Origin of the sequence: Pedobacter glucosidilyticus (assembly GCF_002483235.1) — a bacterium.
In the GTDB taxonomy this organism is placed as follows: Bacteria; Bacteroidota; Bacteroidia; order Sphingobacteriales; family Sphingobacteriaceae; genus Pseudopedobacter; species Pseudopedobacter glucosidilyticum_B.
The window spans coordinates 49,126-74,601 of record NZ_DLHN01000012.1; the positions used below are offsets into that span (position 1 = coordinate 49,126).

Genomic DNA, 25,476 nt, shown 5'->3' on the forward strand with positions numbered 1-25,476 from the left:
TAATCATTTAAAATGTAAATTTTAAATAGCTTCTGCCTCTTCTTTCATTAAATCTCTATCAAACTTTCTGATAATCAAACGTGTGCCTCTATCGTAGCTGAAATAGTTTACAATCCAATTCATCAGGGTAACCATTTTATTTCTAAAACCTACTAAGAAAAGTAGGTGAATAAACATCCACGTTAACCAAGCAAAAAAACCTTGAAATTTCCAGTATTTTAAATCAACCACAGCTTTATTTCTTCCTATGGTAGCCATAGAACCTTTATCAAAATATTCAAAAGGTTTTGTTGGCTCGTTATTGATAATTTTGACTAAGTTTTTAGCTAACTGTTGCCCTTGTTGTATCGCAACCTGGGCTACACCAGGGTGTCCAAAAGGATATTCTTCACTTTCTATACAGGCTAAATCTCCAATAGCAAAAATGTTATTATAGCCTACAATTAAATTATTCGGTTGTACTTTAATACGACCACCTCTTACAATTTCTGCTTTGTCTAGACCAGGTATAAGAGCACCTTTTACGCCAGCACTCCATATCACTGCTTTAGTAGGTAAAATTTCGCCGTCTTTTAAAGTTACTTTATCACCATCATAAGCTGCAACAAGTTTTTCAAGCATCACGGTTACACCCATGTTTTCCAAAAATTCTTGTGCTTTGTAAGAGGCCTGTTCAGAGAATGGCGTTAATACACGTTCAGAATTTTCTATTAAAAAAATGCGCATCCTTTGTATATCCAGTTCTGGATAGTCGGCAGGTAGAACGTGGTTTTTAAGCTCGGCAAGTGCCCCAGCTGTTTCTACACCTGTGGGGCCACCACCTACAACCACAAAATTTAAAAGGGCATCTCTTCTTATCGGGTCTTCTTCTATAAGGGCTTCCTCTAAGTTTTGTAGAATTAAAGAGCGCAGGTTTAAGGCTTCAGGAACCGTTTTCATGGGCATGGCATAATGTTCTATTTCTTTTTGTCCAAAGAAATTAGTTTCTGAGCCTGTAGCTAATACCAGAAAGTCATAATCAAAATTACCAATATCTGTGCTAATGCTATTAAGCTCTGTATGGATTGCTGTAACATTAGCAACCCTAAAAGCTAAATTTTTTTGTTCGCGAAATACTTTACGAATAGGAAAAGCAATAGAATCTGGCTCTAAACCACCGGTTGCAACCTGATATAATAAAGGCTGAAATGTGTGGTAATTATGCCTGTCTAACATCAGTATGTTTACTTCTGCATGTTTTAATTTTTTTGCCAGTTGTATGCCTCCAAAGCCACCACCAATGATGATGACTTTTGGGAATTTTTTATCGCTTTTCATATTTTAATTATTAAGCTTCTTCGCCTCTAATTTTTATTTTAATGCCATTTAATTGTTCGTTAACCTTCAACTGACATGCCAATCTACTATCGGTGCCGGCATCTGGTAAAGTATCTAGCATATCTAGTTCTGCATCTTGCACATCTGCTAATTGTTCTAAACCTTCTAAAACCTGTACATGGCAGGTAGCGCATAAAGCCATACCTCCACAAGTGGCTAAAATATTGTATTCAGAAGCTTTTAAAACTTCCATTAAGTTGAGGTTAATATCCGTAGGAATTTCAATCTCTTGCTCGGTATCATCCCTATCTATAACAGTTAATTTTATCATATTTAAAAAGTATTTACACCATAAACGGTAGTGTATTTAAAAGATAATTTTTGATCTGGATAAACATATTTAAAAGCACTCTGGCACATTAAAGCAGCTTCATGGAAACCACTTAAAATTAGTTTTAGTTTACCAGGGTAGGTATTGATATCTCCAATAGCATAAATTCTTTCTACATTGGTAGAATAATCCTCGGTATTTACTGCAATAGCAGATTTTTCTATATTTAGACCCCATTGACCAATGGGGCCAAGTTTTGGACTTAAGCCAAACAAGGGAATGAGATAATCTGCATCTAGTATTCTTTCTTCTTTACTTTTGCTAAGCAGATGCACTTTTTCTAAATGAGTATCGCCATTAATTTTATGAAGATGTGATGAAAGAATTAAGTTAATTTTACCCATTTCAGCAAGTTTGAAGACTTTTTCTGCCGAGTCTGGTGCACCTCTAAAAGTATCTCCACGATGCACTAAAGTAACTTCTTGTGCAATGTTAGCCAAGAAAATAGTCCAATCCAAAGCAGAATCTCCACCGCCAGCTAAAACCACTTTTCTATCACGATAAAGCTCCGGATTTTTTACCATATAGCTTACGCCTTTACCTTCAAAAAATTGGAGATTTTCTATATCTGGCTTTCTAGGCTCAAAACAGCCTAAACCACCGGCAATTACTACAACTTTACAGTGGATATTTGTTTGATCACTGGTAACTACTAAATAGCTTCCATCTTCTTGCTTGTCTAAACGCTCTACTCTTTCTCCTAAAGTAAAACCTGGATCAAATGGTTTAATCTGCTCCATCAGATTATCAACCAATTCCTGAGCTTTAATTTCAGGATAACCTGGTATATCGTAAATAGGTTTTTGGGGATATATTTCTGATAATTGGCCTCCTACCTGAGGTAAAACATCAACCAAATGGCAACGCATTTTAAGTAAACCTGCTTCAAAAACGGCAAACAAGCCAACCGGACCTGCACCTATTATGCAAATGTCTGTACTAATTTGTGTGTTCATATCTCTAAAGATTGATAAATAGTATTTAAAATTCTTTTTAAGTCTTCGTAATCTTTTTCAGTAAGGTTTTCCCAAGCTTTCATTCTAATTTCAGCAACTTTAGGAGCCCATTCTTCCATTTTTTGTTTTCCTTCATCAGTAAGATGTAGGGTAAAACATCGCCTATCACTAGGGAGCTGTCTTCTTTCAACCAATTCTTTTTTACATAGTAAATCAATAATACGGGTAAGGGTAGGGTTGTCTTTGCCAATTTGCTCTGCTAGTTCGCTTTGGTTTTGATCATTCTCTTGGTTTAATGATTTTAAAACCAACCATTGGTCTACTGTAATATCAAAACTTTCTTCTTTAAACCGCTTTTGTGCAAATTGTTTTATTCTTCTATTTGTACGATCTAGCAGGTAAGAGTAAGTATTAAAAGATTCTTTTGCCATAACAATAATTAGTACAACAAATATATGAGAATTGTTTTAAACTATATTATTTTAGTAGAGATTAATTTGATAAAATTTTGATGGTTACGAATTTTGTTTTAACCGTTTATGGCAGTTGTTTAGCATTGCAGAATTATATCAGAATTGAGCATTTAAATGCTATATGAAGGGTGCTTGAATAAGGATGTTGTTAAATTTGATGGTGATTATAGATAAGCTAGGGATGAAAAAATAAAAAAGCGCCTCCTTAAAAAAAGAGACGCTTTAGAAATTATTTAATTAATTTAATCTTTATCAAATTACCTGATTTTGCTTCCTTTTACAGCGTAAAACCAGATAAACAAATAGCAAGGCACCATAATCCAATAAGCTTGCTGCGAGTTAAAAGCATCTGCTAAGGCACCATATAATAAAGGAATAACAGCCCCACCAGCAATACCCATTACCAATAAAGAAGAGCCTGCTTTGGTAAATCTACCCAAGCCATTTAAAGCCAATGGCCAAATAGCTGGCCACATTAAAGCATTTGCAAGGCCTAATAATGCAATAGCTAAAACAGAAGTATAACCGCTAGAAAAGATAGCTACCATTGCAAAAGCTATACCCAATACGGCACAAAGTTTTAAAGCATTTTCTTGTTTGATATATTTAGGAATACAAATAATGCCTAAAATATAACCTACTACCATTGCTATTAAAGTATAGGTAGTAAAGAAAGTAGCAGTATCTGGCGAAATGCCTTGGCTCAAACCGTAACTAATAATGGTATCACCGGCAATAACCTCAACCCCTACGTATAAGAATAAAGTGATTACTCCTAATACAAGATGTGGAAATTGCAAGACACTGGTTTTTCCTGAATTTGATGCTGCTACGCTTTCATCTTCAGCATTGGTATCAATTTCTGGTAAGCTAGAACGATAGATTAAAAAAGCCAGAATTGCTAAAACTGCTATGATAGCTAGGTAAGGCGTAATCACCCGAGAAGCCAATTCATCTAACTGAGCTGCTTTAGCAATATCATTTAAGTTGGCTAAATTCTCTTCAAAGCTTTTTGTGTCTTTTAAAATGATAGAACCTAAAATTGCAGGAGCAGCAGCACCAGCAAGTTTATTACAAATCCCCATGATACTGATACGCTTGGCAGCACTTTCGGCAGGTCCTAAAATGGTAATATATGGGTTTGAGGCGGTTTGTAAAATTGCCAAACCACTACCTTGTACAAATAAACCTAACAAGAAAAGATTGTAAGTTCTGGTCATGGCAGCAGGTATAAATATTAAAGCACCAATAGCCATAATCACTAAACCAACAGCCATTCCGTTTTTAAAGCCGAATACGTTTAAGGCTTTGGTAGATACCGGAGCCATTACTAAATAAGCAATGTAAAAAGCAAAAGCTACCAAATAGGATTGAAAATGGTTAAGTTGACAAGCTATTTTTAAATAGGGGATAAGTACAGAGTTTAACCAAGTAACAAACCCGAAGATAAAAAACAGTGCTCCAATAATAAATATTGGATTTAAACCTGACTTTTGCGCAGGTTGATAAGATGAAGATTGGGTCATATAATTTGTTTAGTTCTCGTTTACATTAATATTCCCATCTCACAAAAGCTTCCATTGCTTCGTACTCTGCCAAGCCTAATTGGTCATAAGCTTTAGCTGTTTCGCTGGTTCTTTCCTCGGCTCTCACCCAAAACTCTCTAGAATCGTCTCCAGGGAAAACTGGTAAATCTTTCTGAGATTGATGTTTAAATATAGCCAAACGCTTTCTTTTTACCTCTTGAGGAGAAAGTGGTACCGCCATTTGAATTTCATGAATCTCAAACTCATGCCATGCACCACGGTATAACCAAAGCCAGCAATCTTTTATCCAATCTTCGGTAAGTTTTAATCTTTGTAAAGCGGTTAATATAATATTAAAACAAACTTTATGTGTGCCATGTGGGTCTGCAAAATCACCAGCAGCAAATACCTGTTGCGGTTTATATTTTTTCAATAATTCCATGGTTTGGATGATGTCATCCTCAAAACTTACTTTATTGCTAGTTTTAGAGCGGTCGTAAAAAGGTAAATCCATAAAATGGATGTTTTCATCTTTTAAGCCTGCAAATCTGGCTCCTGCAATAGCTTCGCCTTTTCTTATCAAACCTTTAACGGTAAGTAATTCCTTAATGTCTGCTTGGTTTGGTTTTTTAGTAGTTAAGAAGCTTCTTACCTCTTTATAAGTTTTTTCAAGTGTAGAAGCATCATTACCCTGTGCTTTGGCGAAATCAATAGCAAATTCTAAGTATCGTAAGGCATCATCATCCCAAACGGCTGTATTACCTGATGTTTGGTAAGCCACATGCACATCATGCCCTTGGTCTGCCAAGCGGATAAAAGTACCACCCATAGAAATCACATCATCATCAGGGTGTGGAGAAAATATAATAGAAGTTTTCTTTGTTGGATTAGCTCTTTCTGGTCTTTGACTATCATCAGCATTAGGCTTACCACCCGGCCATCCTGTAATGGTATGTTGCAACTTATTAAATATCTCTATGTTGATGTTGTAAACAGGACCTTTTTCTGTTGCTAATTGTGCCATACCGTGGTTATTGTAATCTTCTTCGGTAAGCTTTAAAATAGGTTTATTAACCGTTTTAGCAAGCCAGATAACTGCTTTTTTAATGGTTTTAGCATCCCAAATACAATCTCTTACTAACCAAGGCGTATCAAAACGGGTAAGTTCTGATGCGGCATCGCTATCTAAGATAAATTCTACCTGATCTGATAATTGTAAATAAGTTGCAGGAACTTCGGCAGAAATTTCGCCTTCAACAGCCTTTTTAATGATAGGTGCTTTTTTCTGGTTCCATGCCATTAAAATGATTTCGCGGGCTTTAAAAATGGTACCTACACCCATGGTAATAGCTTTTGTAGGTACATTTTCTTTACCACCAAAATCTCTTGATGCATCTCTTCTGGTTAAATCATCAAGGGTTACTAAACGTGTGCCCGAGTTTGGTGCAGAACCTGGCTCGTTGAAACCAATATGCCCCGTACGCCCTATACCTAATATTTGAAGATCTAAACCACCGTAGGCACTTATCTTTTTCTCATAGTTTAAGCAGAAATCTGCAACTTCATTTTCTGGTAAAGTGCCATCTGGAATATGTATATTTTCTTTCTCAATATCAATATGATTGAATAGCTGTTCGTTCATAAAAGTTACATAACTTTGCACAGCATCTGGTCTCATTGGGTAATATTCATCCAGATTAAAAGTGATAACATTTTTAAAAGATAAGCCTTCTTCTTTGTGCATACGTACCAATTCTGCATAAACACCTACTGGGGTAGCACCTGTTGCTAATCCTAGAATAGCTTTTTCGCCTTTTTGTTGTTTGGCTTTTATCAAATTTGCTATTCTTTGTGCTACATTTATAGAGGCAGCATGTTGGTCTGGAAATACGGTAACGGGTAGTTTCTCAAAACGGGTTTCTTCAAGAAGGTTTAAACGAGACATGTTTTATTTTTTTTGGATTTAATAAAATATACTATTTTAATTCTATTTCAAACTTAATAAAAAAATCATATTTTGTTATAATCTTTTTAAAAAATTTATTAAGTTAGTATTGTTAAACTTTTTATCACATAATATGGAGCATTTTAAACCAGTTCAGACAAGGTATCTTTCTTTAGATGTTTTAAGAGGGCTTACCGTATGCCTGATGATTGTGGTTAATACACCAGGTAGTTGGAGTCATATTTATGCTCCTTTTAAACATGCAGATTGGCATGGCTTTACTGTTACAGATTTGGTTTTTCCAACTTTCTTATTTGTGGTAGGTAATGCTTTAAGTTTCGGTATGCAAAAGTTAAAAGCAGCTGGCGATTTCGTTTTTTTGAAGAAAGTATTTAAAAGGGCTATACTTATCTTTTTAATAGGTTTGATGCTTAATTATTTTCCTTTTATAAAATGGGAGGAAAATAACTTGGTAGCTAAAAATATATTTGAGCTAAGGGTTTGGGGTGTTTTACAAAGAATTGCCGTTTGCTACCTGTTTGGGGCTTTAATTGTATATTATTTTAGTCGAGTTTATGTTATTGTTGTAAGTGTAGGCCTTCTATTGTTTTATTGGTTTATTTTGAGCAATTTTTCTATAGGCGCAGACCCCTATAGTTTAGAAGGAAATTTGGTAACACAGGTTGATTTATGGTTGTTACCTGCACAAAATTTGTATAAAGGCTTTGGTATACCCTTTGATCCGGAAGGACTTTTAAGTACGCTGCCAGCTATTGTAAATGTAACTTTTGGTTTTTTAGCAGGAGTATTTATTCAGGAAAATACAAATAAGGGAAAGGCAGCCTTCAAACTTTTATTTATAGGATTGGCATTATTGGCAGTTGCCTTATTTTGGGCTAAGGTATTTCCTATTAATAAACCTATATGGACAAGTTCTTATGTACTTTATACTGTAGGATGGGATTTGCTACTGATAGCTGCGTTAATGTATGTTATAGAAGTTATTCATATCAAAAAATGGACTTATTTTTTTGAGGTATTTGGCAGAAATCCACTTTTTATATTTGTACTTTCTGGTGCACTTATTAAGTTATTGAGTTTGATAAGATTTAAAGATACTTCTTTAAATAAATTGGTGTACGAACAGTTATTCACCACTTGGTTGTCAGATAAAAACGCATCATTAGCCTTTGCTTTAACTTATATGCTTATTTTATGGTTAATAGGTTTTATGCTTGATAAAAGGAAAATATATGTTAAAGTTTAACCTCTTAAATATTTTTGGATTGAATTTGCTTTAGGCTTCTATCTACAGCCTTTAGCTTCTCTGGGTTTAAAATACCAAGCAACTCGGATTTATGGAATAAGGGATTTACGTTTCATTAACAATCTTTATTAAAATACAAAAACCGATTGAGCTTTTCAGATTCAATCGGTTTTTAAATATAGTTTAATGGCGTTTAAACGATGTCGTTTTCGCCTTTAACATAACCGAAGTTAGCTAAGATACCACCATCAACAAACAAGATATGTCCGTTAACAAAATCACTTGCTTTAGAAGCTAAGAATAAAGCTGCATTAGCTACATCTTCTGGCTCGCCCCATCTTCCGGCAGGTGTTCTGGTCATTACTAAATCGTTAAAAGGATGATTTCCTTCTCTGATAGCAGCTGTTTGTGAAGTAGCAATATAACCTGGACCAATACCATTTACTTGAATGTTGTATTTAGCCCACTCGCAGCACATGTTAGCAGTTAATAGTTTTAAACCACCTTTAGCAGCTGCATAAGCAGAAACAGAATTTCTTCCGTAAATACTCATCATAGAGCACATATTGATGATTTTACCGTATCTCTTTTTAATCATGTTAGGCGCCACACGCTTAGAAATAATTAATGGAGCAATTAAATCAATATCAATAACTTGTTTAAAATCAGCTATAGGCATATCTAAAATTGGAATTCTTTTGATGATACCAGCATTGTTTACTAAAATGTCAACACTACCAACTTCGTTTTCAATTTGGGTAATTCCGCGGTCAACATCAGCCTCGTCTGTTACGTCAAATTTTAAAGTATAAGCATCAATACCATGTTTTTTGTATTCTACTTTACAAGCTTCAAGTTTATCTTCAAAAATATCATTCACACAAATTTTAGCTCCAGCTTTTCCTAACATGGTAGCAATAGCAAAACCAATTCCGTGTGTACCTCCGGTTACAAGTACTACTTTGCCGGATAAATCAAATAAAGAGTTCATATTCATTGTTGTTTAATTATTTAAGTTGAAAAGGTTGTACAATATCCATATCGCCATAATCCAGGTTCTCGCCAGCCATACCCCAAATAAAAGAGTAATTTGATGTACCAGCACCACTATGGATAGACCAAGATGGAGAGAATACAGCTTGCTCATTAGTTAACCAAATATGACGTGTTTCATCTGGCTGACCCATGTAATGACAAACAGCTTGATTTTGCGGAACTTCAAAATAAAAATAAGCTTCCATTCTTCTGTTATGCGTATGTGCTGGCATAGTATTCCAAACACTACCTGTCTTAAGCTCGGTTAAACCCATTTGTAATTGACAAGTTTCTACTACAGAACTTACCAATAGTTTACAAATTCTACGAGCATTACAAGTTTCTAAACTTCCCATCTCTACAATTTCTGCTTCATTAAGCGTTACTTTTTTAGTTGGGAATTTATGATGAGCAGGGGCAGAGTTGATGTAAAACTTTGCAGGCTCTTGTGAATTTGCCGAGCTAAAACTTACCTCTTTAGTTTCTTTACCAATGTATAAAGCTTCTTTATAACCTAGTTCATAGCTAACACCATCAGCAACAACAGTACCTTTAGCGCCAACGTTAATAATTCCTAGCTCTCTTCTTTCTAAAAAGTAAGGCGCTTTTAAAGGATCAATAGTTTCTAAAACCAAAGTTTTATGAACTGGTAAAGCACCACCAACAATGTATCTATCATAAAGAGAATAAACCAAGCTTATTTCATCTTGCTGAAATAAATCAGGCATTAAAAACTCTTCTCTGATTCTGGTGGTGTCGTAATTTTTGAAATCTGCTGGATGCGCAGCGTATCTTTCTGTGTATTTCATAACTTTTGAGTTGATTTTCTGATAATTAATTGTGGTAATATTTCAATATTTTGATATTGATCTGAGATTTCTTTACGCTGTACTTTTTCTAGTAATAAACTAGCTGCTGATTTACCCATCTCTGTACTAAACTGCTCTACTGATGTTATATCAAGTAATTCTGTAAAGGGTTCATTGGCAAAGCCTGCAACGCCAACCTGCTCGGGTACTAAAATGTGGTGTTGTCTTAAGCATAAAATTGCTCCTAAAGCAGAGTAATCTCCCGAAGCAAAAATGGCATCAAAATCTACCTTTTGTTTCAGTAGTTCTTCAACTGCTGCAATTCCTTTATCTTTTGTAAGCGTGTTTTCGATGATAAAATCTGGATTAAAAGCTATCTGATAATCTGCTAAAGCTTTTTTATAGCCATTTAACCTATCCTGATAAATATTGATGTAAAGCGGGCCGCTAAAATGTATAATTTTTTGATAGCCTTGTTTGATAAGATGTTCCGTAACCTCGTAAGCTCCTTTAAAGTTATTATTCACCACTTGATTGCTTACCAAGTTGTTTAAAGCCCTATCAAACATCACAAAAGGGATTTTATTAGTTAAGATTTCTTGAAAAGAGCTTTCATTTTGTGTTTCTTTAGATATAGACATGATGATACCCGCAACGTTGTTACTCAGTAAAGTCTTCACATTATCTTCTTCATCTTTAACACTTTCATTAGATTGGCAAATGATAACGTTGAAACCTTGCTGTTTTGCGATGGTTTCTACACCATGTATCACATTAGAAAAGAAAACACGATTGATACGGGGGACAATTAATCCTATTGTATTACTGTATCCTTTTTTTAGTTTTTGAGCAAAAGAATTTGGTTGATACCCCATCAATTTCGCTTGCTTTAAAACACTTTGTTTGGTAGCATCGCTAATTTTAGGACTATCATTTAATGCTCTGGAAACGGTTGAATAATTGGTATTCAACTCGCGAGCAATATCTTTTATGGTTACTTTCTTTGTCATTTAGGTTGCCCAAAGCTAAGCTATTTATTGTATTTGTGCAAACGTTTGTATTAAATATTTTGATACTGATTTGCCAAAACAATAAAATAAGCTTTTTAACAGTAGCAAAGCACTGCCTTCTAAATAAAAAGTAATATTTTTTGTTTTTATATTATTTTTGTGCGCAAACGCAAAGCAATATGAAAGATAAGACAGTACGTATTAAAGATATAGCACTTAAAGCAAATGTATCTACAGGTACTGTGGACAGAGTTTTACATAAACGTGGTAGGGTGGCTAAAGATGTGGAAGAGAGAGTACTGCGGATTATTAATGAACTTAATTATGAGCCTAATTTAATGGCCAGAGCTTTAGGTTCGCAAAAAGTATACAGGTTTGCAGCTTTAATTCCAGATGCACAATTTGATGTTTATTGGTATGGACCTAAAGCAGGAGTAGAATATGCTTTTAAAGAGTTGAAGCAATTTGGTGTTGAGGTTAAAGTGTATTTATTTAATCCGTACGAGGCTGATTCTTTTATAACCGCCGCAAAGCAATTAAATGCAGTCCAGCCCGATGGTGTTTTGCTTTCACCAATTTTTTATCGCGAGGCTTTACCATTCTTTGAACACTGGAAAGCACAAAATATACCCTTTGTGCTTTTTAATACAGAAATTACCGATCATCAACCGTTAAGTTATATTGGTCAAGACTCTTATTTAAGTGGAATGTTAGCCGCAAAAATGCTTCAATATGGTTTGCCCGAACCTTGTAGTATTTTGATAGCACATTTTGATGAAGACATCAGTAATGCTGCCCATTTGGTAAAAAAGGAGAGTGGTTTTAGAAAATATTTTATACAAAACCAACTTCACGATTCTTATAAGTTGATAAAGGGAGAATTTAACAGCGCTCAGTTTTCTGTTTTTCATCAACAATTGAGTGATGTTATAGAAAATAACCCCGATTTAAAAGGTATTTACGTAACTACTTCTAAAGCTTTTGAAATTGCTGCTTATTTGAAAGAGCGTCATATTCATGATATTAAGATTGTTGGGTACGATTTGCTGCCTAAAAATGTACACTTCTTGAATAACGGTATGATTAGTTTCCTTATTAACCAAAACCCTAAAGGACAAGGTTATTGGGGTGTTCATCAATTAGCTAATCATTTGATTTTTAAAAAGGAGGTTGCTGTATTTAAGTATCTACCTTTAGATATTGTAACCAAAGAGAATCTCAACTACTTCTTAGATAAACCTGAGTATTAATTTTTTTACTTGTTAGTGTGTGCGTAAACAGTTAAAGTAACTTAGAATTATATCATATCTAATTGTTTTTGTGAGTTTTATTAGATTGTTTAAAAAATATTTAGAATTAATTTGCTTTTGTGTGTGCGAACACATTATATTTACTTTATAAATCTCACATGTGTAACGGCGCATGATTAAGTCAATATGAAAGCTAAAGCAAGGGCAGCAGACATCAAAAAAATAGTAGAGAACTTCTTAATCTCTGGTGAAGTTGAAACTTCTGGTTTAAATTATGGTTCGGGGCATATTAACGATACTTATTGCTTGAATAACAAGCAGCCTCTTGAGCCTGATTATTTGTTACAACGCATCAATCATCATGTTTTTAAAGATGTATTGGCTTTAACGGATAATATTTATCTGGTATTAAACTATCTTAAAAATAAAATACAGCATTTACCACATAGCGATTTGCAGGTATTAGAACTTATTCCAGCAAAAAATAAAATGCTTTATCATAAAGATGAAGATGGTAATTACTGGCGGATGTATGTTTTTATAAAAGGGTCTAAAAGTTTTGATATTGTTGAAACAGAGCAACAAGCAGAAGAAGGAGGAAGAGCTTTTGGGCAGTTTCAGGCTTTGCTATCTGATATGAATGCTTCCCTTTTAAGTGAAACTATTGTAGATTTTCATAATATTTTATTTAGGCTAGATAACTTCACTAAAGCCTTAAAAGAAAATAAAGCTGGTAGAGCTGCAACAGTGCAACATGAGGTAGATTTTATTTTGGCCCGAGTAGCCCAGATGCGCAGGATATATGACATGGGGCAGCAAGGTCTTCTACCTAAAAGAATCACCCATAACGATACGAAGTTTAACAATATACTTTTCAATCAGGATGATAAAGCTATTTGTATTATTGATTTAGATACTGTAATGCCCGGTTATATAGCCTATGATTTTGGTGATGCGATACGAACCATTATCAATACCGCTGCGGAAGACGAGGCTGATTTAAGTAAGATTAAATTAAACGTTCCTTTGTTTGAGGCTTATACAAAAGGTTACTTGGCAGAGGCAGGTAAATTTTTAACCGTTGAAGAAGTTAAATCTTTGCTTTTAGGAGTTTTTCTACTTCCTTATATGCAGGCTGTGAGGTTTCTTACAGATTACTTGGAAGGCGACCATTACTTCAAAATTGCTTATCCAGAGCATAATCTGGTGCGTACCAAAGCACAATTGCACTTATTAAAACAGTTAGAAGAGCATGAAGCACAGCTACTTGAAATTATATCTACTTACAGTATTTATCAGCTAAAATAATATGCAACATCACGCAAATGTTCAAAAAGGTGTTAATCCTATCATCATGATAGGAGCCTTATTTTTTGTATTCGGGTTTATCACTTGGTTAAACTCGGTATTAATACCTTATCTTAAAATTGCTTGTCAGTTAGATAATTTTGAGTCATACTTGGTAGCTTTTTCTTTTTACATTTCCTATTTAGTGATGGCAGTACCATCTGGTAAATTACTAAAATATACAGGCTATAAAAAGGGGATGAGCATAGGTTTGTTGGTGATAGCTTTAGGTGCATTAATATTTATCCCGGCCGCTTTAAGCAGAACTTATGGCGTTTTTCTATTAGGTTTGTTTATACAAGGCACAGGTTTAGCTATTCTGCAAACAGCTTCTAATCCTTACATTACCGTATTGGGGCCGGCAGAAAGTGCTGCTAAAAGAATCAGTATTATGGGTATTTGTAATAAACTGGCTGGTGCTTTGGCGCCTATAGTTTTAGGTGCTGTTACTTTAAAAAATACCGATGCTATAGAACAGCAATTGCTTAACATGTCGGTTATCCAAAAGGAAACTGTTTTAAATGAACTATCTGCAAGGGTAATTATTCCTTATTTATTAATCGTAACTGCATTACTGCTATTGGCTTTTTGGGTTTATCGTTCTAGTTTACCCGAAATTAATACGGATGAAGAAGATGCGCAAACATTGGCAGCTAATGAAGGAAAAAAATCAATTTTACAATTTCCACACCTGATAGTTGGTGCCATTGCTTTATTTCTATATGTAGGGGCAGAAGTTATAGCCGGAGATACCGTAATCAGCTATGGTGCCTCACAAGGCATCGCTTTATCAACAGCTAAATACTTTACCACTGCAACTTTAATAAGCATGATTATAGGCTATTTAGTAGGTATCATTTGTATTCCAAAATACATCAATCAACAACAAGCTTTAACTATTTGTGCGCTATTGGGTTTGGTGTTTTCTACGGCAGCTATTTTAACCTCGGGCTTTTTATCAGTAGTTTTTATTTCTTTGTTAGGTTTAGCAAATGCGCTAATATGGCCAGCTATTTGGCCTTTGGCTATGGCTAAATTAGGTCGGTTTACTAAAGAAGGCGCTTCCTTACTGATTATGGGTATTGCCGGCGGTGCTATTTTACCACTTTTATATGGTTACCTAGCTGATGTTTTAAATACCCAACAGGCTTACATCATCCTGATACCTTGTTACTTATTTATAGGTTATTTTGGGGTATATGGTTATCAATTAAAATCGTCTCATAAAAAATTATCATAACATGTTAAGACTTAATTTATTAGAAGAAACCCGTTTTGAAAAATTACCCGTACAGGTTTTTGAAAATCCACAAACGGCTTCTATCCATGTGGCTCATAAAATTGCTCAGCTTATTAAAAATAAGAGTGCACAGGGCGAAAAAGTTGTTTTAGGTTTAGCAACGGGTGCAACTCCGGTTTTAGTTTATCAGGAGCTAATCAGGCTACATCAACAAGAAGGCTTAAGCTTTAAAAATGTTATCACTTTTAATCTGGATGAATATTACCCTATGCAGCCAGATGCTTCTCAGAGTTATGTTCATTTCATGAAGCAGCAGCTATTCAATCATATCGATATTGATATGAACAATGTGCATATACCTGATGGGACTTTGCCTGAGGATGAAATAGCAGATTTTTGCCTAAGTTATGAGAAGAAAATTAACGATGCCGGAGGTTTAGATTTACAAATATTAGGAATTGGACGTACAGGGCATATTGGTTTCAACGAGCCAGGTTCTGCACCAAACTCGGGTACGCGTTTGGTAACCTTGGATGATTTAACCAGAAGAGATGCTTCCAGAGATTTTGGTGGTAAAGATAACGTACCTCGTAAAGCCATTACAATGGGAATTGGTACCATTTTTAAAGCTAGGGAAATTATCTTGATGGCTTGGAACGAGAAGAAAGCGGCCATAGTAAAGAAAGCCGTTGAGGGTGAAATATCATCTGAAGTACCAGCAACCTATTTACAGCTATCAGACCAAGTTACTTTTATTTTAGATGAAGATGCGGCTTCTGCTTTAACACGTTTTCATTTGCCTTGGTTAGTAAAAGATTGTGTTTGGGATAAAACCTTAATCAAAAAAGCTGTCGTATGGTTAGCTTCTACACTGCAAAAACCAATTTTAAAGCTTACCGAAGAAGATTATAACAATAATGGTATGGCACAACTGGCAACAGAGATGGGGCCGGTTTACAATATCAATATCGATGTATTTAACCAGATACAACATACCATTACCGGTTGGCCGGGTGGCAAGCCAGAGGCTGATGATTCGCAGCGACCAGAAAGAGCTTTGCCAGCTAAGAAAAGAGCTATTGTGTTTTCTCCGCATCCAGATGATGATGTGATTTCTATGGGAGGTACTTTTATCCGCTTGGCAGACCAAGGGCATGAGGTACATGTGGCTTACCAGACTTCTGGAAATACCGCAGTTTGGGATGATGATGCCTTACGCTTTGTTGAGTTTACGATAGATTTCTTAAAATCTCAAGGTTTTGAAAGCAATAGCGAGCAGCTGGCTAAGCAATATCAGGAGATGAGAGATTTTATCCATCAGAAAAAACCTAATCAGGCAGATACCATTCCTTTAAGAACCATTAAAGGTTTAATCAGAAAAGGAGAAGCTATTGCAGGCGCTAGATATGCTGGTTTACCTGATGAAAATATACATTTCCAAAACTTACCTTTTTACGATAGAAATAAAAGTACCAAGCAAGTTGATTATGAGGATGATATCCAAGAGACAATGGCTCTGTTGCAAAAAATAAAGCCTCATCAGGTTTTTGCTGCCGGAGATTTTGCCGACCCACATGGTACCCACAAGGTATGTTTTGATATCATTTATCAGGCTCTTAAACGCTTAAAGGAGACTGATGAATGGGTAAAAGATTGCTGGTTATGGTTATATCGTGGTGCATGGCATGAATTTGAAATACACGAAATAGAAATGGCAGTACCGCTTTCGCCTCAAGAAGTAGCTCGTAAGCGTATGGCTATATTTAAGCATCAATCTCAAAAAGATATTCCTGTTTTCCCGGGTGATGATGCTCGTGAATTTTGGGTGAGGGCAGAAGAAAGAACCAGCGAAACAGCTCAACGCTATAATCAATTGGGCTTGGCAGAATATGAAGCTATTGAGGCTTTTGTACGTTTTAAATTTTAATTGTTTGAGATGACATTAATAAAATCTATATCAGGAATAAGAGGAACCATCGGAGGTAAAGCAGGCCAGGGGCTAACTCCGCCAGATATTTTAAAATTTACCGCTGCTTTTGGTAAATGGATGCTGTCTAAAACCAATAACCCGAAAATTGTAATTGGTAGAGATGCCAGAATTTCTGGTACTATGGTAAACAATTTAGTTACTGGTACTTTGCAAAGTTTGGGTATAGAGGTGATTGATTTAGGCCTTTCTACAACGCCAACAGTAGAAATAGCAGTTCCTTTGGAACATGCTGGTGGTGGTATTATTTTAACGGCAAGTCATAACCCAAAAGAATGGAATGCCCTAAAATTGTTAAACCATAAAGGTGAGTTTATTAGTGATGCTGATGGTAAAGAAGTATTGCAATTGGCAGAGCAAGAGTTTGATTATGTAAATGTAGATCAACTAGGTGCTGTTTACTATAAAAATAATTATGTACAACAGCATATAAACATGATTTTAGATTTGCCTTTGGTTGATAGGGAAGCCATTAAAGCAGCAAATTTCAGTATTGTTGTAGATGCGGTAAACTCTAGTGGTGGCATATTTGTACCTCAGCTATTAAAAGCTTTAGGCGTAAATCAGGTTTACGAATTATTTTGTGAACCTAACGGGCATTTTCCTCATAATCCCGAACCTTTAGCAGAACACCTCACAGAACTTTCTGCTTTAGTTGTAGAAAAAAAGGCGCATTTAGGAATAGCTGTAGACCCAGATGTTGACCGTTTGTGTTTTGTTTGTGAAGACGGACAGATGTTTGGTGAAGAGTACACTTTAGTGGCTGTAGCCGATTATATTTTACAACACCAGCCAGGTGCTACGGTTTCTAACTTATCATCAACCAGAGCTTTAAGAGATATTACCAGAAATGCAGGAGAATCTTATTTCGCATCAGCAGTGGGTGAGGTAAATGTGGTTAACCTGATGAAAGAAAAAAATGCAGTTATTGGTGGCGAAGGTAATGGAGGTATCATTTATCCTGAATTACATTATGGTAGAGATGCTTTGGTGGGTATAGCTTTATTTTTGACTCATCTGGCAAAAAAGAAAATCACGATTTCTGCTTTAAGAAAAAGCTATCCGGCTTATTACATGTCTAAAAATAAAATCACATTAAGTGCATCACAATCTATAGATGATATTTTGGAGCAATTGAAAAACAAGTATCAGCATGAGGATTGTAATACCATAGACGGTTTAAAAATAGATTTTGAAAATCACTGGGTACATTTAAGAAAATCTAATACAGAACCTATCATTAGGGTTTATGCAGAAGCAACTTCTGAAGCAGCAGCAGAGGCAATTGCTCATCAAATCATAGAAGACGTAAAAGCATTATCATGATAAATATGACAGAAAAGACAGTATTAGTTACTGGTGGGTTGGGCTATATAGGCTCTCATACGGTGGTAGAGTTACTTGTGGCTGGTTATCAGGTTATTGTAGTAGATAATTTAAGTAATTCTGAACGTTTTATTTTAGATAGAATTATCAAAATTGCGCAAAAAGAACCCGTTTTTTATCAGGAGGATGTTTGCGATTTAGCTGCCATGAGTAAAATTTTTAAGAAACATCAGGTAGATGTAGTTATTCATTTTGCAGCTTTTAAATCAGTTGGCGAATCGGTAGAAAAGCCACTGCTTTACTATCAAAATAATTTAATATCTCTGCTTAACATCTTACAATTGGTACAAGAAAACGGTGTAGAAGGTTTGGTTTTTTCATCATCGGCAACGGTATATGGCGAGCCAGATGTATTACCAGCTACAGAAGAAACACCATTTAAAAAAGCTTTATCAGCTTATGGTAGTACCAAACAAATGGGTGAAGAAATTATAGAAATGGTAACCTCTTCTGGGGTATTTAAAGCAATTTCTTTAAGATATTTTAATCCGGTAGGGGCGCATGAAACAGCTTTAATTGGCGAGTTACCAAAAGGTATTCCTAATAATTTATTTCCTTATGTTACCCAAACAGCAAAAGGTAAATTGGCTATGCTAACCGTTTTTGGTGATGATTATAATACCACAGATGGAACTTGTGTGAGAGATTACATTCATGTGGTTGATTTGGCAAAGGCACATTTAGCCGCCTGTAAACGGCTCATCAATAAAGCCTGTCAAAAATCTTCAGAAGTTTATAATATAGGTACCGGTAATGGAACAACTGTATTAGAAATTATCAAACAATTTGAAGCTACAACAGGTAAACCATTACCCTATAAAATAGGTGCCAGAAGACCCGGAGATGCAGAAGCTGTTTATGCAGATAGCAATAAAGCAGAGCAAGAACTTTTATGGAAGGCAACTTTAAATTTAAAAGATATGATACAGTCTTCTTGGGCTTGGGAAAACACTTTGTAAAAAGTGTTTTCTCGGTTTTCTAGCATGATAGTTTAAACTTAGTTTAGTATCTAAACTTTTTGGTATTTAATTGTGTAGAATACCCATGAGTGATACTATATTTATCTTAAATTAGTATTTATTGTAAATAGCCTTAAATACTAAACAAAAATTATGTTTAGACGTAGCCTGTCAATTGTTTTTTTATTCTTTTATACCGCTATAGCTTATGGTCAGCTATCTTTTGACCATATATCCATCAGTAGTGGTTTATCACAAAGTACAGTGCTTTCTATTTATAAAGATAGCAGGGGTTATATGTGGTTTGGTACCAGAGATTGTTTAAACCGGTATGATGGTAGAAGCATCAAAATCTATAAAAACAACCCAAAAGATTCGTCTTCTATCAGTACCGATGATTATATCTACAGTATTTATGAAGATAGAAGCAAAAATTTATGGATTGGTACGCAAGATGGTTTAAATAGGTATATCCCAGAAAGTGATTCTTTTGAACGCATTAAGTATAATCCTAAAGATAAAAATAGCATTAGTGATAGAATTGTATTAGCTATCCACCAAACTAAAGATGGAAAATTGTTTTTTGGTACCAATGATGGATTAAGTATTCTGGAAGCATCTGAGAAGAGAAATTTTAAAAAGTTGTATAAAAAAAATGGTTTAGCCGGAAACCAAGTTTATAGCGTATTTGAGGATAGCAAAAAAAGAGTTTGGATAGGTACTACTACAGGTTTATCTGTTTTAACTTTTAAGCATCATAAACCTTACATCACATCGTACTATCATAATAAAAATCTTAAAAGCAGTATAAGCGGTAACTCTATTAAATCTATAGCCGAAGATAGTGATGGAAACATTTGGATTGGAACAGAAACCAGTGGACTAAATAAGTTTATAGAAAGTACCCGAAGTTTCATACGTTATCAGGTTAAACCTTTAGAGAAAAATAGTTTAAGTAGTAATAACATACGCAAGATTATTAAAGATAGAAAAGGTAATTTATGGATTGCAACCATGACAGGTTTAAATATCCTCAATACTAAGGATATGAAATTTATGATTTATCGTCATGATTCTGAAAATCCTAATAGTTTAAGTGATAATTCTATCAAAGAGATTTATGAAGATAACCAAGGTTCTATTTGGTTGGGAACTATGTTTGGTGGCGTAAATGTTAAACATCCTAATACCATTCCTTTTACAGTAGAAAAACATAGTAAGTACAGAAATAGTATTAGCAGCGATATTATTAGTGCTATTACAGCCGATAAATATGGTAATTTATGGATTGGCACAGAGGGGCAAGGTTTGAATTTTTACAATAAGAAAACGCAGCTATATACCAATTTTTTAAATCAGCCGCTAAATTCTAATAGTATTGGTCATAATACAGTTAAAGATATTTTTGAAGATAGTAAAGGCAATATATGGATTGGTCTTTTTCAAGGAGGATTAGACGTTTATAACCCTAAAACAGGTACTTTTAAACACTATACTCCAGACCCCAATAACCCTAAAGCGTTAAGTTATGGCTATGTAAGCAGTATTACAGAAGATAAAGATGGGCAACTATGGGTAGCAACTTCTTCTAAAGGAATAAATCTTTTTAATAGGGATACCGAAACTTTTACAGTATATGATACGAGTAAAAATTCTAGAATTAAGATAAGCAGTAGTTATATCAGACAAGTATTTTGTGACTCGAGGGGTAATTTATGGATAGGGACAGCTAAGGGTTTAAATTTAATACCTTATAAAAGTACAAAAGCAATTTATTTCACAAAAAATACAGCATCCAAAACTGCTTTACAATCAGGACATATCAATGCTATTTTAGAAGATAGTAAAGGACGTATTTGGATAGGTTCTCATCATGGTGGTTTAAGTTTATATGTTCCTAAAACCAATAGTTTTATAAATTACGATATAAAAAATGGTGTGGCTAGTAATAACATTATCAATATTTTAGAAGATAAAGAGGGATACCTGTGGGTAAGTACAGATAGAGGACTTTCTAAATTTGATACGCAAAGAAAAATCTTTAAAAACTATACTGTAGCAGATGGCTTACCTGCAAATGAGTTTAATTACAACTCGGCCTTTAAAGATAAAAATGGAAAGCTGTATTTTGGTAGTTATAATGGTTTGGTTAGTTTCCAGCCTAAAGAGATAGAGGAAAATAAAACCATACCTAAAGTAGTGTTTTCTGGTTTAAAGTTATTTAATAAACCAGTAGGCATTAATAGTTCTGATGGTTTGTTAGAAAAAGATATCTCCTTTACAGAAGAGATTGTTTTTAATGCAAACCAGAACATTTTTACCATAGACTTTTTAGCTTTAAACTATATCAACCCAGAGCGTAATAAATATGCATATAAATTAGATGGTTTTGAAAAAGATTGGAACTATGTTAGCACACCATCAGCAACTTATACCAATTTGCCTCCGGGTAAGTATGATTTTTTAGTTAAAGCCAGTAATAATGATGGTTTGTGGAATCCAGAAGCCACCAAATTAGTTATCATCATAAAGCCACCATTATGGAAAACCTGGTGGGCTTATTTGTTATATTTTATCATGGCTTCTGGCTTGCTTTTTTTAGTTATCAGATTTTTTAGAAGACAAGCCCGGTTAGAAACTCAATTATATTACGAACATTTAAATACCCAGAAAATAGAAGAATTATATCAGTTAAAGCTCGATTTTTTTACCAGAATATCTCATGAAATTAGAACACCTTTAACATTAATATTTGCGCCTTTAGAAAACTTAATTAAACAAACCGCAGAACAACAGGCTGTTAGCAAGCAAATTATACAAATTAAGAACAATGCAGAACGCTTGTTAAGGTTGATTACTGAGTTACTAGATTTTAGAAAAATAGAAACCGGTAATATGAAAATCTTAGTTCAACAGTATAACTTGGTAGATTTTTGCGATACCATTTTCAACTCTTTTACCACAATTGCAGAAAGCAGGCAAATAGATTATAGCTTTAAAACCTCAAACCAGCAATTACTTTTATTTTTTGATGCTAACCAAATGGAAAAAGTGCTGTATAACATTTTGTCCAATGCTTTTAAATACACGCCTGATGGAGGTACAATTGTTTTAGCTTTAGCTGATGATAAAGAGGAAGTACACCTAACTGTTGAAGATAATGGAATAGGTATCTCCCTGGCCGATCAAAAAAAGATATTCACCAATTTTTATCAGGCTAATCAAAATACACATAAAAAAGAAGGGTGGGGTATTGGTTTAGCTTTATCAAAAAATATTGTAGAACAGCATCATGGTCGTATTAGCTTGATAAGCAGACCAGAAACAGAAAATACAGCAGGAAAAACTTCTTTTAAAGTAAGTCTTAAAAAAGGTCAGGCACATTTTAGTAAAGAAGAATTTGCTCAAGAAAATGATGTTCTTGAAAATCAGCCTGTATGGTTACCAGAAATTGATTTATATCCACAGCCTTTTATAGAAGAAGAGGAAGTCCCATCGCAAGAAAAAAAATATACCATTTTAATTGTTGAGGATAATGATGAGCTGAGAACATTTATCAGACAATCATTAGAAAAATACTACCATATTATGGAGAGCCTTAACGGTTTGCAAGCTTGGGAACTGGCTATTGAGCAACTTCCAGACATCATCATTAGTGATGTAAATATGCCGGTGATGGATGGTTTTGAACTATGCAGCAAACTTAAACAGGAAGAAAGAACCAGCCATATTCCTGTAATTTTGCTAACCGCTATGGCGGCAAATATGCATCAAATTGATGGTTTACAAGCCGGTGCCGATATTTATCTTACAAAACCATTTAGTATTCAGGTTTTAGAACTTAGTGTTAAAAACTTACTTGCAGGCCGCGAAGCTTTAAAAGATAGATACAGCAAGCAAGTGATGCTGATGCCAAGAAAGCTAGAGATAGAATCTCCAGATGAAAAGTTTTTAAATAAATTGATGAAATTGATAGAGGATAACCTGGAAGATCCCGAATTTAATGTAACCAGTTTAGTAGTAGAAATAGGAATGAGCCAAACCGTCTTGTATAAAAAAATTAAAGCTTTAACAGATTTATCTATCACAGACTTTATTAAATCAGTACGTTTAAAAAGAGCAGCCCAATTGCTAGAAGACAATCAATTAAGTATTGCCGAAATTGCTTACTCGGTAGGTTTTAACGATCGTAAATATTTTAGTAAAGAATTTAAAAAACAATTCGGAAAAGCGCCTTCTGATTACAGAGATTGATGCTGTTTCATCGAAAGATTTATTTTTATATGAATGGAAGATCGTATCAACCATATCATCAATTTCAAACTAAGTTTTTTATACGCTTAACTTCTTTTTTCTTAAATAACCATTAATTCTTGTGGGACTTTTTCAGTTCTGGCGGTCATACCTCATATAGGCATAGGCCTAAAACCTATATATCCATAAATTATTGATATGAATAAGCTCTTTTTAACATTTAAACCAAGGTTTTATACCATTTTAACACTGTTTTTATTATTGGCAATAAATAGTAAGGCGCAAGATTATTTTATAAAGAAAAGTTTTGCAACTGCGGCTCCTTTGTATGATAATTTATTAAAAACAACCGAAGGAAATTTTAAAGATTACCCACACGCTTTACATCCGGATGGCACACTAAAATATCTTCAAATTGATGAGTGGACAGGAGGTTTCTGGCCTGGTATTTTATGGTATATGTATGAATTTACCAAAGAAGAAAAATGGCTTAAGCATGCAGAAGCATGGACAAATTCTCTAGAAAGTAACCAATATAATACAGCCCATCATGATATTGGTTTTATGATGTATTGTAGCTACGGGAATGCTATAAGATTTAATCCTAATCCTAAATATCAGGATATTCTGATACAATCGGCAAAATCACTTTTAAAAAGGTATTCACCAACAGTTGGTAGCATCCAATCGTGGAATAAACGTAAATCCAAAGGAAACATTAACACTTGGGAGTACCCTGTAATTATGGATAACATGATGAACCTAGAATTACTTTTTTATGCCTCTAAAGTTACCGGCGATACTATTTATAAACATGTAGCTATTAAACATGCCGAGCAAACCATGAAAAATCATATCAGAGCAGATAATAGCACTTATCATGTAGTAAATTACGACCCACAAACAGGTAAAGTTTTACATCAGCAAACTTTGCAAGGTTTTTCTGATAATTCTACCTGGGCAAGAGGACAAGCATGGGGTATTTATGGTTTTACAAGTACTTATAGAGAAACAAAAGATCAAAGATTTTTAAATACCGCCATAGCTTTAGCTGATTTTTTTATCCAACATCCAAATCTGCCTAAAGACAAAATTCCTTATTGGGATTTTAATGTTGGGCAAGCAGGTTATAAACCAGATTGGAATTTTAACCCACAACAATATCAACCTACACCCAAAGACGCATCGGCAGCAGCCATAACCAGCTCTGCTTTACTAGAATTAAGCACCTTTGTAAAAGGCGAAAAAGCAAAACGTTATAAAAATACTGCGCTTAAAATGTTAAAGTCTCTAAGTTCTGAGGCTTATTTAAATACTGACAATGCTAATCCTTATTTTTTATTAAAGCATAGTACTGGCAATTTACCAAGCAATAATGAAGTAGATGTACCACTTATTTATGCAGATTATTATTTTTTAGAAGCATTATTAAGATATAAGCGTTTAACAGCTCAGTAGAATCATGAAGAAACTTATTTATACAATATTGATATTGTTATTTACCACAAAGTTAATAGCACAAGAAAAAGGTGTAGTCCTAAAAGTATTATCTTTTAATATACACCATGCAAATCCGCCAGCAGATGAAGAAAGTGGAAAAATAGATTTAAATGCTATAACAGAAGTTATTAAACAGGTTGATGCAGATTTAATAGCCTTACAAGAAGTTGACGAAAATACCAAAAGAAGTGGTAAAGGAAATCAAGCCAAGTTGATAGCGCAAAAGTTGGGTTTAAAAGTTTATTTTGCTAAAGCAATAGATTTTGATGGCGGAGCTTATGGGATAGCCATTCTTTCTAAATACCCTATCAGTAAACACACCATTTATCGTTTAACAAACCAAGCCGATACAAGTGCCGAACCTCGTATCATGCAAACTGTAAAAGTAAAACTGCCTGGTAAAAAATACATACGCTTTGCCAATACCCATTTAGATTTTTTAGATACCGGCAATAGAGAGCTACAAGCACAACAGATTGTAAATATCGTTAATCAAGAAAAATTACCACTTATATTGGCTGGAGACTGGAACGCTGCTTTACCAAGTAAAACACTTGACATTATGGATAGCGCCTTAACCAGAACTTGTACAAATTGTCCAGCCACATTTTCTGATGAAAATAGTTTAGCCATAGACTTTATTGCTTACCATAAAAAGAGTTCCTTTAAAGTGAAAAATCATGTTGTTTTAAACCAAGTTACAGCATCAGATCATTATCCTATTTGGGCAGAGCTTCTTGTTTTTTAAGAGTTTAAAGTATATATCCATACCAAACTCTCGTGAAATTTTGCTTATTATTACGTATAAGAAAATGAACAGTTGT

The 25,476-nt window shown here is 34.4% G+C and carries 19 protein-coding genes; 10 read left to right on the forward strand and 9 right to left on the reverse strand.

What is annotated here, in order from left to right:
• Positions 1-21 precede the first annotated feature (21 nt).
• From B2745_RS02905 to nagB (B2745_RS02930), 6 genes are all read right to left on the reverse strand, one after another.
• Positions 22-1,317 carry an NAD(P)/FAD-dependent oxidoreductase gene (locus tag B2745_RS02905; RefSeq protein ID WP_304063480.1) on the reverse strand — a complete coding sequence of 432 codons (1,296 nt, stop codon included), beginning with the start codon at positions 1,315-1,317 and terminating at the stop codon, positions 22-24.
• A gap of 10 nt (positions 1,318-1,327) precedes the next feature.
• A complete protein-coding gene (locus B2745_RS02910; protein WP_026903329.1) occupies positions 1,328-1,648 on the reverse strand; it encodes a 2Fe-2S iron-sulfur cluster-binding protein in 321 nt (106 codons plus the stop codon).
• A gap of 2 nt (positions 1,649-1,650) precedes the next feature.
• The gene (locus B2745_RS02915; RefSeq protein WP_304063483.1) at positions 1,651-2,664 is read right to left on the reverse strand and encodes an NAD(P)/FAD-dependent oxidoreductase; all 1,014 of its coding nucleotides are present in this window, start codon (positions 2,662-2,664) and stop codon (positions 1,651-1,653) included.
• Positions 2,661-3,095: a MarR family winged helix-turn-helix transcriptional regulator gene (locus tag B2745_RS02920; protein ID WP_026903331.1), complete on the reverse strand. Its 435-nt coding sequence runs from the start codon at positions 3,093-3,095 to the stop codon at positions 2,661-2,663. The genes B2745_RS02915 and B2745_RS02920 overlap by 4 nt, the downstream gene beginning before the upstream one ends.
• Positions 3,096-3,394: 299 nt before the next feature.
• Positions 3,395-4,663, reverse strand: a complete 1,269-nt coding sequence (locus B2745_RS02925; protein ID WP_304063486.1) for a sugar MFS transporter — start codon at positions 4,661-4,663, stop codon at positions 3,395-3,397.
• A gap of 25 nt (positions 4,664-4,688) precedes the next feature.
• Positions 4,689-6,608, reverse strand: coding sequence for a glucosamine-6-phosphate deaminase (nagB, locus tag B2745_RS02930; protein WP_304063489.1), 1,920 nt, complete (start codon positions 6,606-6,608; stop codon positions 4,689-4,691).
• A 133-nt stretch (positions 6,609-6,741) separates the two neighbouring features.
• Here nagB (B2745_RS02930) and B2745_RS02935 point away from each other — a divergent pair, with 133 nt between their 5' ends.
• Positions 6,742-7,875: an acyltransferase family protein gene (locus B2745_RS02935; RefSeq protein ID WP_304063492.1), complete on the forward strand. Its 1,134-nt coding sequence runs from the start codon at positions 6,742-6,744 to the stop codon at positions 7,873-7,875.
• 193 nt (positions 7,876-8,068) lie between these two features.
• Here B2745_RS02935 and B2745_RS02940 read toward each other — a convergent pair whose 3' ends face one another.
• The 3 genes from B2745_RS02940 to B2745_RS02950 are packed head-to-tail and all read right to left on the reverse strand — an operon-like array spanning position 8,069 to position 10,729.
• A complete protein-coding gene (locus B2745_RS02940; RefSeq protein ID WP_036692049.1) occupies positions 8,069-8,866 on the reverse strand; it encodes a gluconate 5-dehydrogenase in 798 nt (265 codons plus the stop codon).
• A 16-nt stretch (positions 8,867-8,882) separates the two neighbouring features.
• Positions 8,883-9,719 carry a 5-dehydro-4-deoxy-D-glucuronate isomerase gene (gene kduI, locus B2745_RS02945; RefSeq protein ID WP_304063495.1) on the reverse strand — a complete coding sequence of 279 codons (837 nt, stop codon included), beginning with the start codon at positions 9,717-9,719 and terminating at the stop codon, positions 8,883-8,885.
• Entirely contained in the window at positions 9,716-10,729 is a 1,014-nt protein-coding gene (locus tag B2745_RS02950) for a LacI family DNA-binding transcriptional regulator (protein ID WP_304063499.1), read from the reverse strand. Before B2745_RS02950 ends, kduI begins: the two co-directional genes overlap by 4 nt.
• Before the next feature lie 179 nt (positions 10,730-10,908).
• Between B2745_RS02950 and B2745_RS02955 the strand changes: the two genes are divergently transcribed.
• The 9 genes from B2745_RS02955 (at position 10,909) to B2745_RS02995 (ending at position 25,400) form a co-directional block, all read left to right on the forward strand.
• On the forward strand, positions 10,909-11,979 hold the full coding sequence (locus tag B2745_RS02955; RefSeq protein WP_304063502.1) for a substrate-binding domain-containing protein: 1,071 nt from the start codon (positions 10,909-10,911) through the stop codon (positions 11,977-11,979).
• 186 nt (positions 11,980-12,165) lie between these two features.
• Positions 12,166-13,287 (forward strand): phosphotransferase enzyme family protein, encoded by a 1,122-nt coding sequence (locus B2745_RS02960; protein ID WP_304063504.1) that lies wholly within the window; start codon positions 12,166-12,168, stop codon positions 13,285-13,287.
• A gap of 1 nt (position 13,288) precedes the next feature.
• On the forward strand, positions 13,289-14,566 hold the full coding sequence (locus tag B2745_RS02965) for a sugar MFS transporter (protein ID WP_304063507.1): 1,278 nt from the start codon (positions 13,289-13,291) through the stop codon (positions 14,564-14,566).
• A gap of 1 nt (position 14,567) precedes the next feature.
• The gene (nagB, locus tag B2745_RS02970) at positions 14,568-16,493 is read left to right on the forward strand and encodes a glucosamine-6-phosphate deaminase (protein WP_304063510.1); all 1,926 of its coding nucleotides are present in this window, start codon (positions 14,568-14,570) and stop codon (positions 16,491-16,493) included.
• A 9-nt stretch (positions 16,494-16,502) separates the two neighbouring features.
• Positions 16,503-17,879 (forward strand): phosphoglucosamine mutase, encoded by a 1,377-nt coding sequence (gene glmM, locus B2745_RS02975; protein WP_304063513.1) that lies wholly within the window; start codon positions 16,503-16,505, stop codon positions 17,877-17,879.
• A 5-nt stretch (positions 17,880-17,884) separates the two neighbouring features.
• Positions 17,885-18,898, forward strand: a complete 1,014-nt coding sequence (gene galE, locus B2745_RS02980; RefSeq protein ID WP_304063516.1) for a UDP-glucose 4-epimerase GalE — start codon at positions 17,885-17,887, stop codon at positions 18,896-18,898.
• A 153-nt stretch (positions 18,899-19,051) separates the two neighbouring features.
• Positions 19,052-23,152, forward strand: coding sequence for a hybrid sensor histidine kinase/response regulator transcription factor (locus B2745_RS02985; RefSeq protein WP_304063518.1), 4,101 nt, complete (start codon positions 19,052-19,054; stop codon positions 23,150-23,152).
• A 198-nt stretch (positions 23,153-23,350) separates the two neighbouring features.
• Positions 23,351-24,610 (forward strand): glycoside hydrolase family 88 protein, encoded by a 1,260-nt coding sequence (locus B2745_RS02990; protein ID WP_304063520.1) that lies wholly within the window; start codon positions 23,351-23,353, stop codon positions 24,608-24,610.
• 4 nt (positions 24,611-24,614) lie between these two features.
• Entirely contained in the window at positions 24,615-25,400 is a 786-nt protein-coding gene (locus B2745_RS02995; protein ID WP_304063522.1) for an endonuclease/exonuclease/phosphatase family protein, read from the forward strand.
• The last annotated feature ends 76 nt before the right edge of the window (positions 25,401-25,476 follow it).

Bases quoted from the DNA above. Each gene is read 5' to 3' on its own strand.
- B2745_RS02955 (WP_304063502.1), top strand. From the start codon at position 10,909: ATGAAAGATAAGACAGTACGTATTAAAGATATAGCACTTAAAGCAAAT.
- B2745_RS02965 (WP_304063507.1), top strand. From the start codon at position 13,289: ATGCAACATCACGCAAATGTTCAAAAAGGTGTTAATCCTATCATCATG.
- nagB (WP_304063510.1), top strand. From the start codon at position 14,568: ATGTTAAGACTTAATTTATTAGAAGAAACCCGTTTTGAAAAATTACCC.
- B2745_RS02905 (WP_304063480.1), bottom strand. From the start codon at position 1,317: ATGAAAAGCGATAAAAAATTCCCAAAAGTCATCATCATTGGTGGTGGC.
- B2745_RS02940 (WP_036692049.1), bottom strand. From the start codon at position 8,866: ATGAACTCTTTATTTGATTTATCCGGCAAAGTAGTACTTGTAACCGGA.
- B2745_RS02985 (WP_304063518.1), top strand. From the start codon at position 19,052: ATGTTTAGACGTAGCCTGTCAATTGTTTTTTTATTCTTTTATACCGCT.
- kduI (WP_304063495.1), bottom strand. From the start codon at position 9,719: ATGAAATACACAGAAAGATACGCTGCGCATCCAGCAGATTTCAAAAAT.
- B2745_RS02925 (WP_304063486.1), bottom strand. From the start codon at position 4,663: ATGACCCAATCTTCATCTTATCAACCTGCGCAAAAGTCAGGTTTAAAT.
- nagB (WP_304063489.1), bottom strand. From the start codon at position 6,608: ATGTCTCGTTTAAACCTTCTTGAAGAAACCCGTTTTGAGAAACTACCC.
- B2745_RS02950 (WP_304063499.1), bottom strand. From the start codon at position 10,729: ATGACAAAGAAAGTAACCATAAAAGATATTGCTCGCGAGTTGAATACC.
- B2745_RS02915 (WP_304063483.1), bottom strand. From the start codon at position 2,664: ATGAACACACAAATTAGTACAGACATTTGCATAATAGGTGCAGGTCCG.
- B2745_RS02960 (WP_304063504.1), top strand. From the start codon at position 12,166: ATGAAAGCTAAAGCAAGGGCAGCAGACATCAAAAAAATAGTAGAGAAC.
- B2745_RS02990 (WP_304063520.1), top strand. From the start codon at position 23,351: ATGAATAAGCTCTTTTTAACATTTAAACCAAGGTTTTATACCATTTTA.
- glmM (WP_304063513.1), top strand. From the start codon at position 16,503: ATGACATTAATAAAATCTATATCAGGAATAAGAGGAACCATCGGAGGT.
- B2745_RS02910 (WP_026903329.1), bottom strand. From the start codon at position 1,648: ATGATAAAATTAACTGTTATAGATAGGGATGATACCGAGCAAGAGATT.
- B2745_RS02995 (WP_304063522.1), top strand. From the start codon at position 24,615: ATGAAGAAACTTATTTATACAATATTGATATTGTTATTTACCACAAAG.
- B2745_RS02920 (WP_026903331.1), bottom strand. From the start codon at position 3,095: ATGGCAAAAGAATCTTTTAATACTTACTCTTACCTGCTAGATCGTACA.
- B2745_RS02935 (WP_304063492.1), top strand. From the start codon at position 6,742: ATGGAGCATTTTAAACCAGTTCAGACAAGGTATCTTTCTTTAGATGTT.
- galE (WP_304063516.1), top strand. From the start codon at position 17,885: ATGACAGAAAAGACAGTATTAGTTACTGGTGGGTTGGGCTATATAGGC.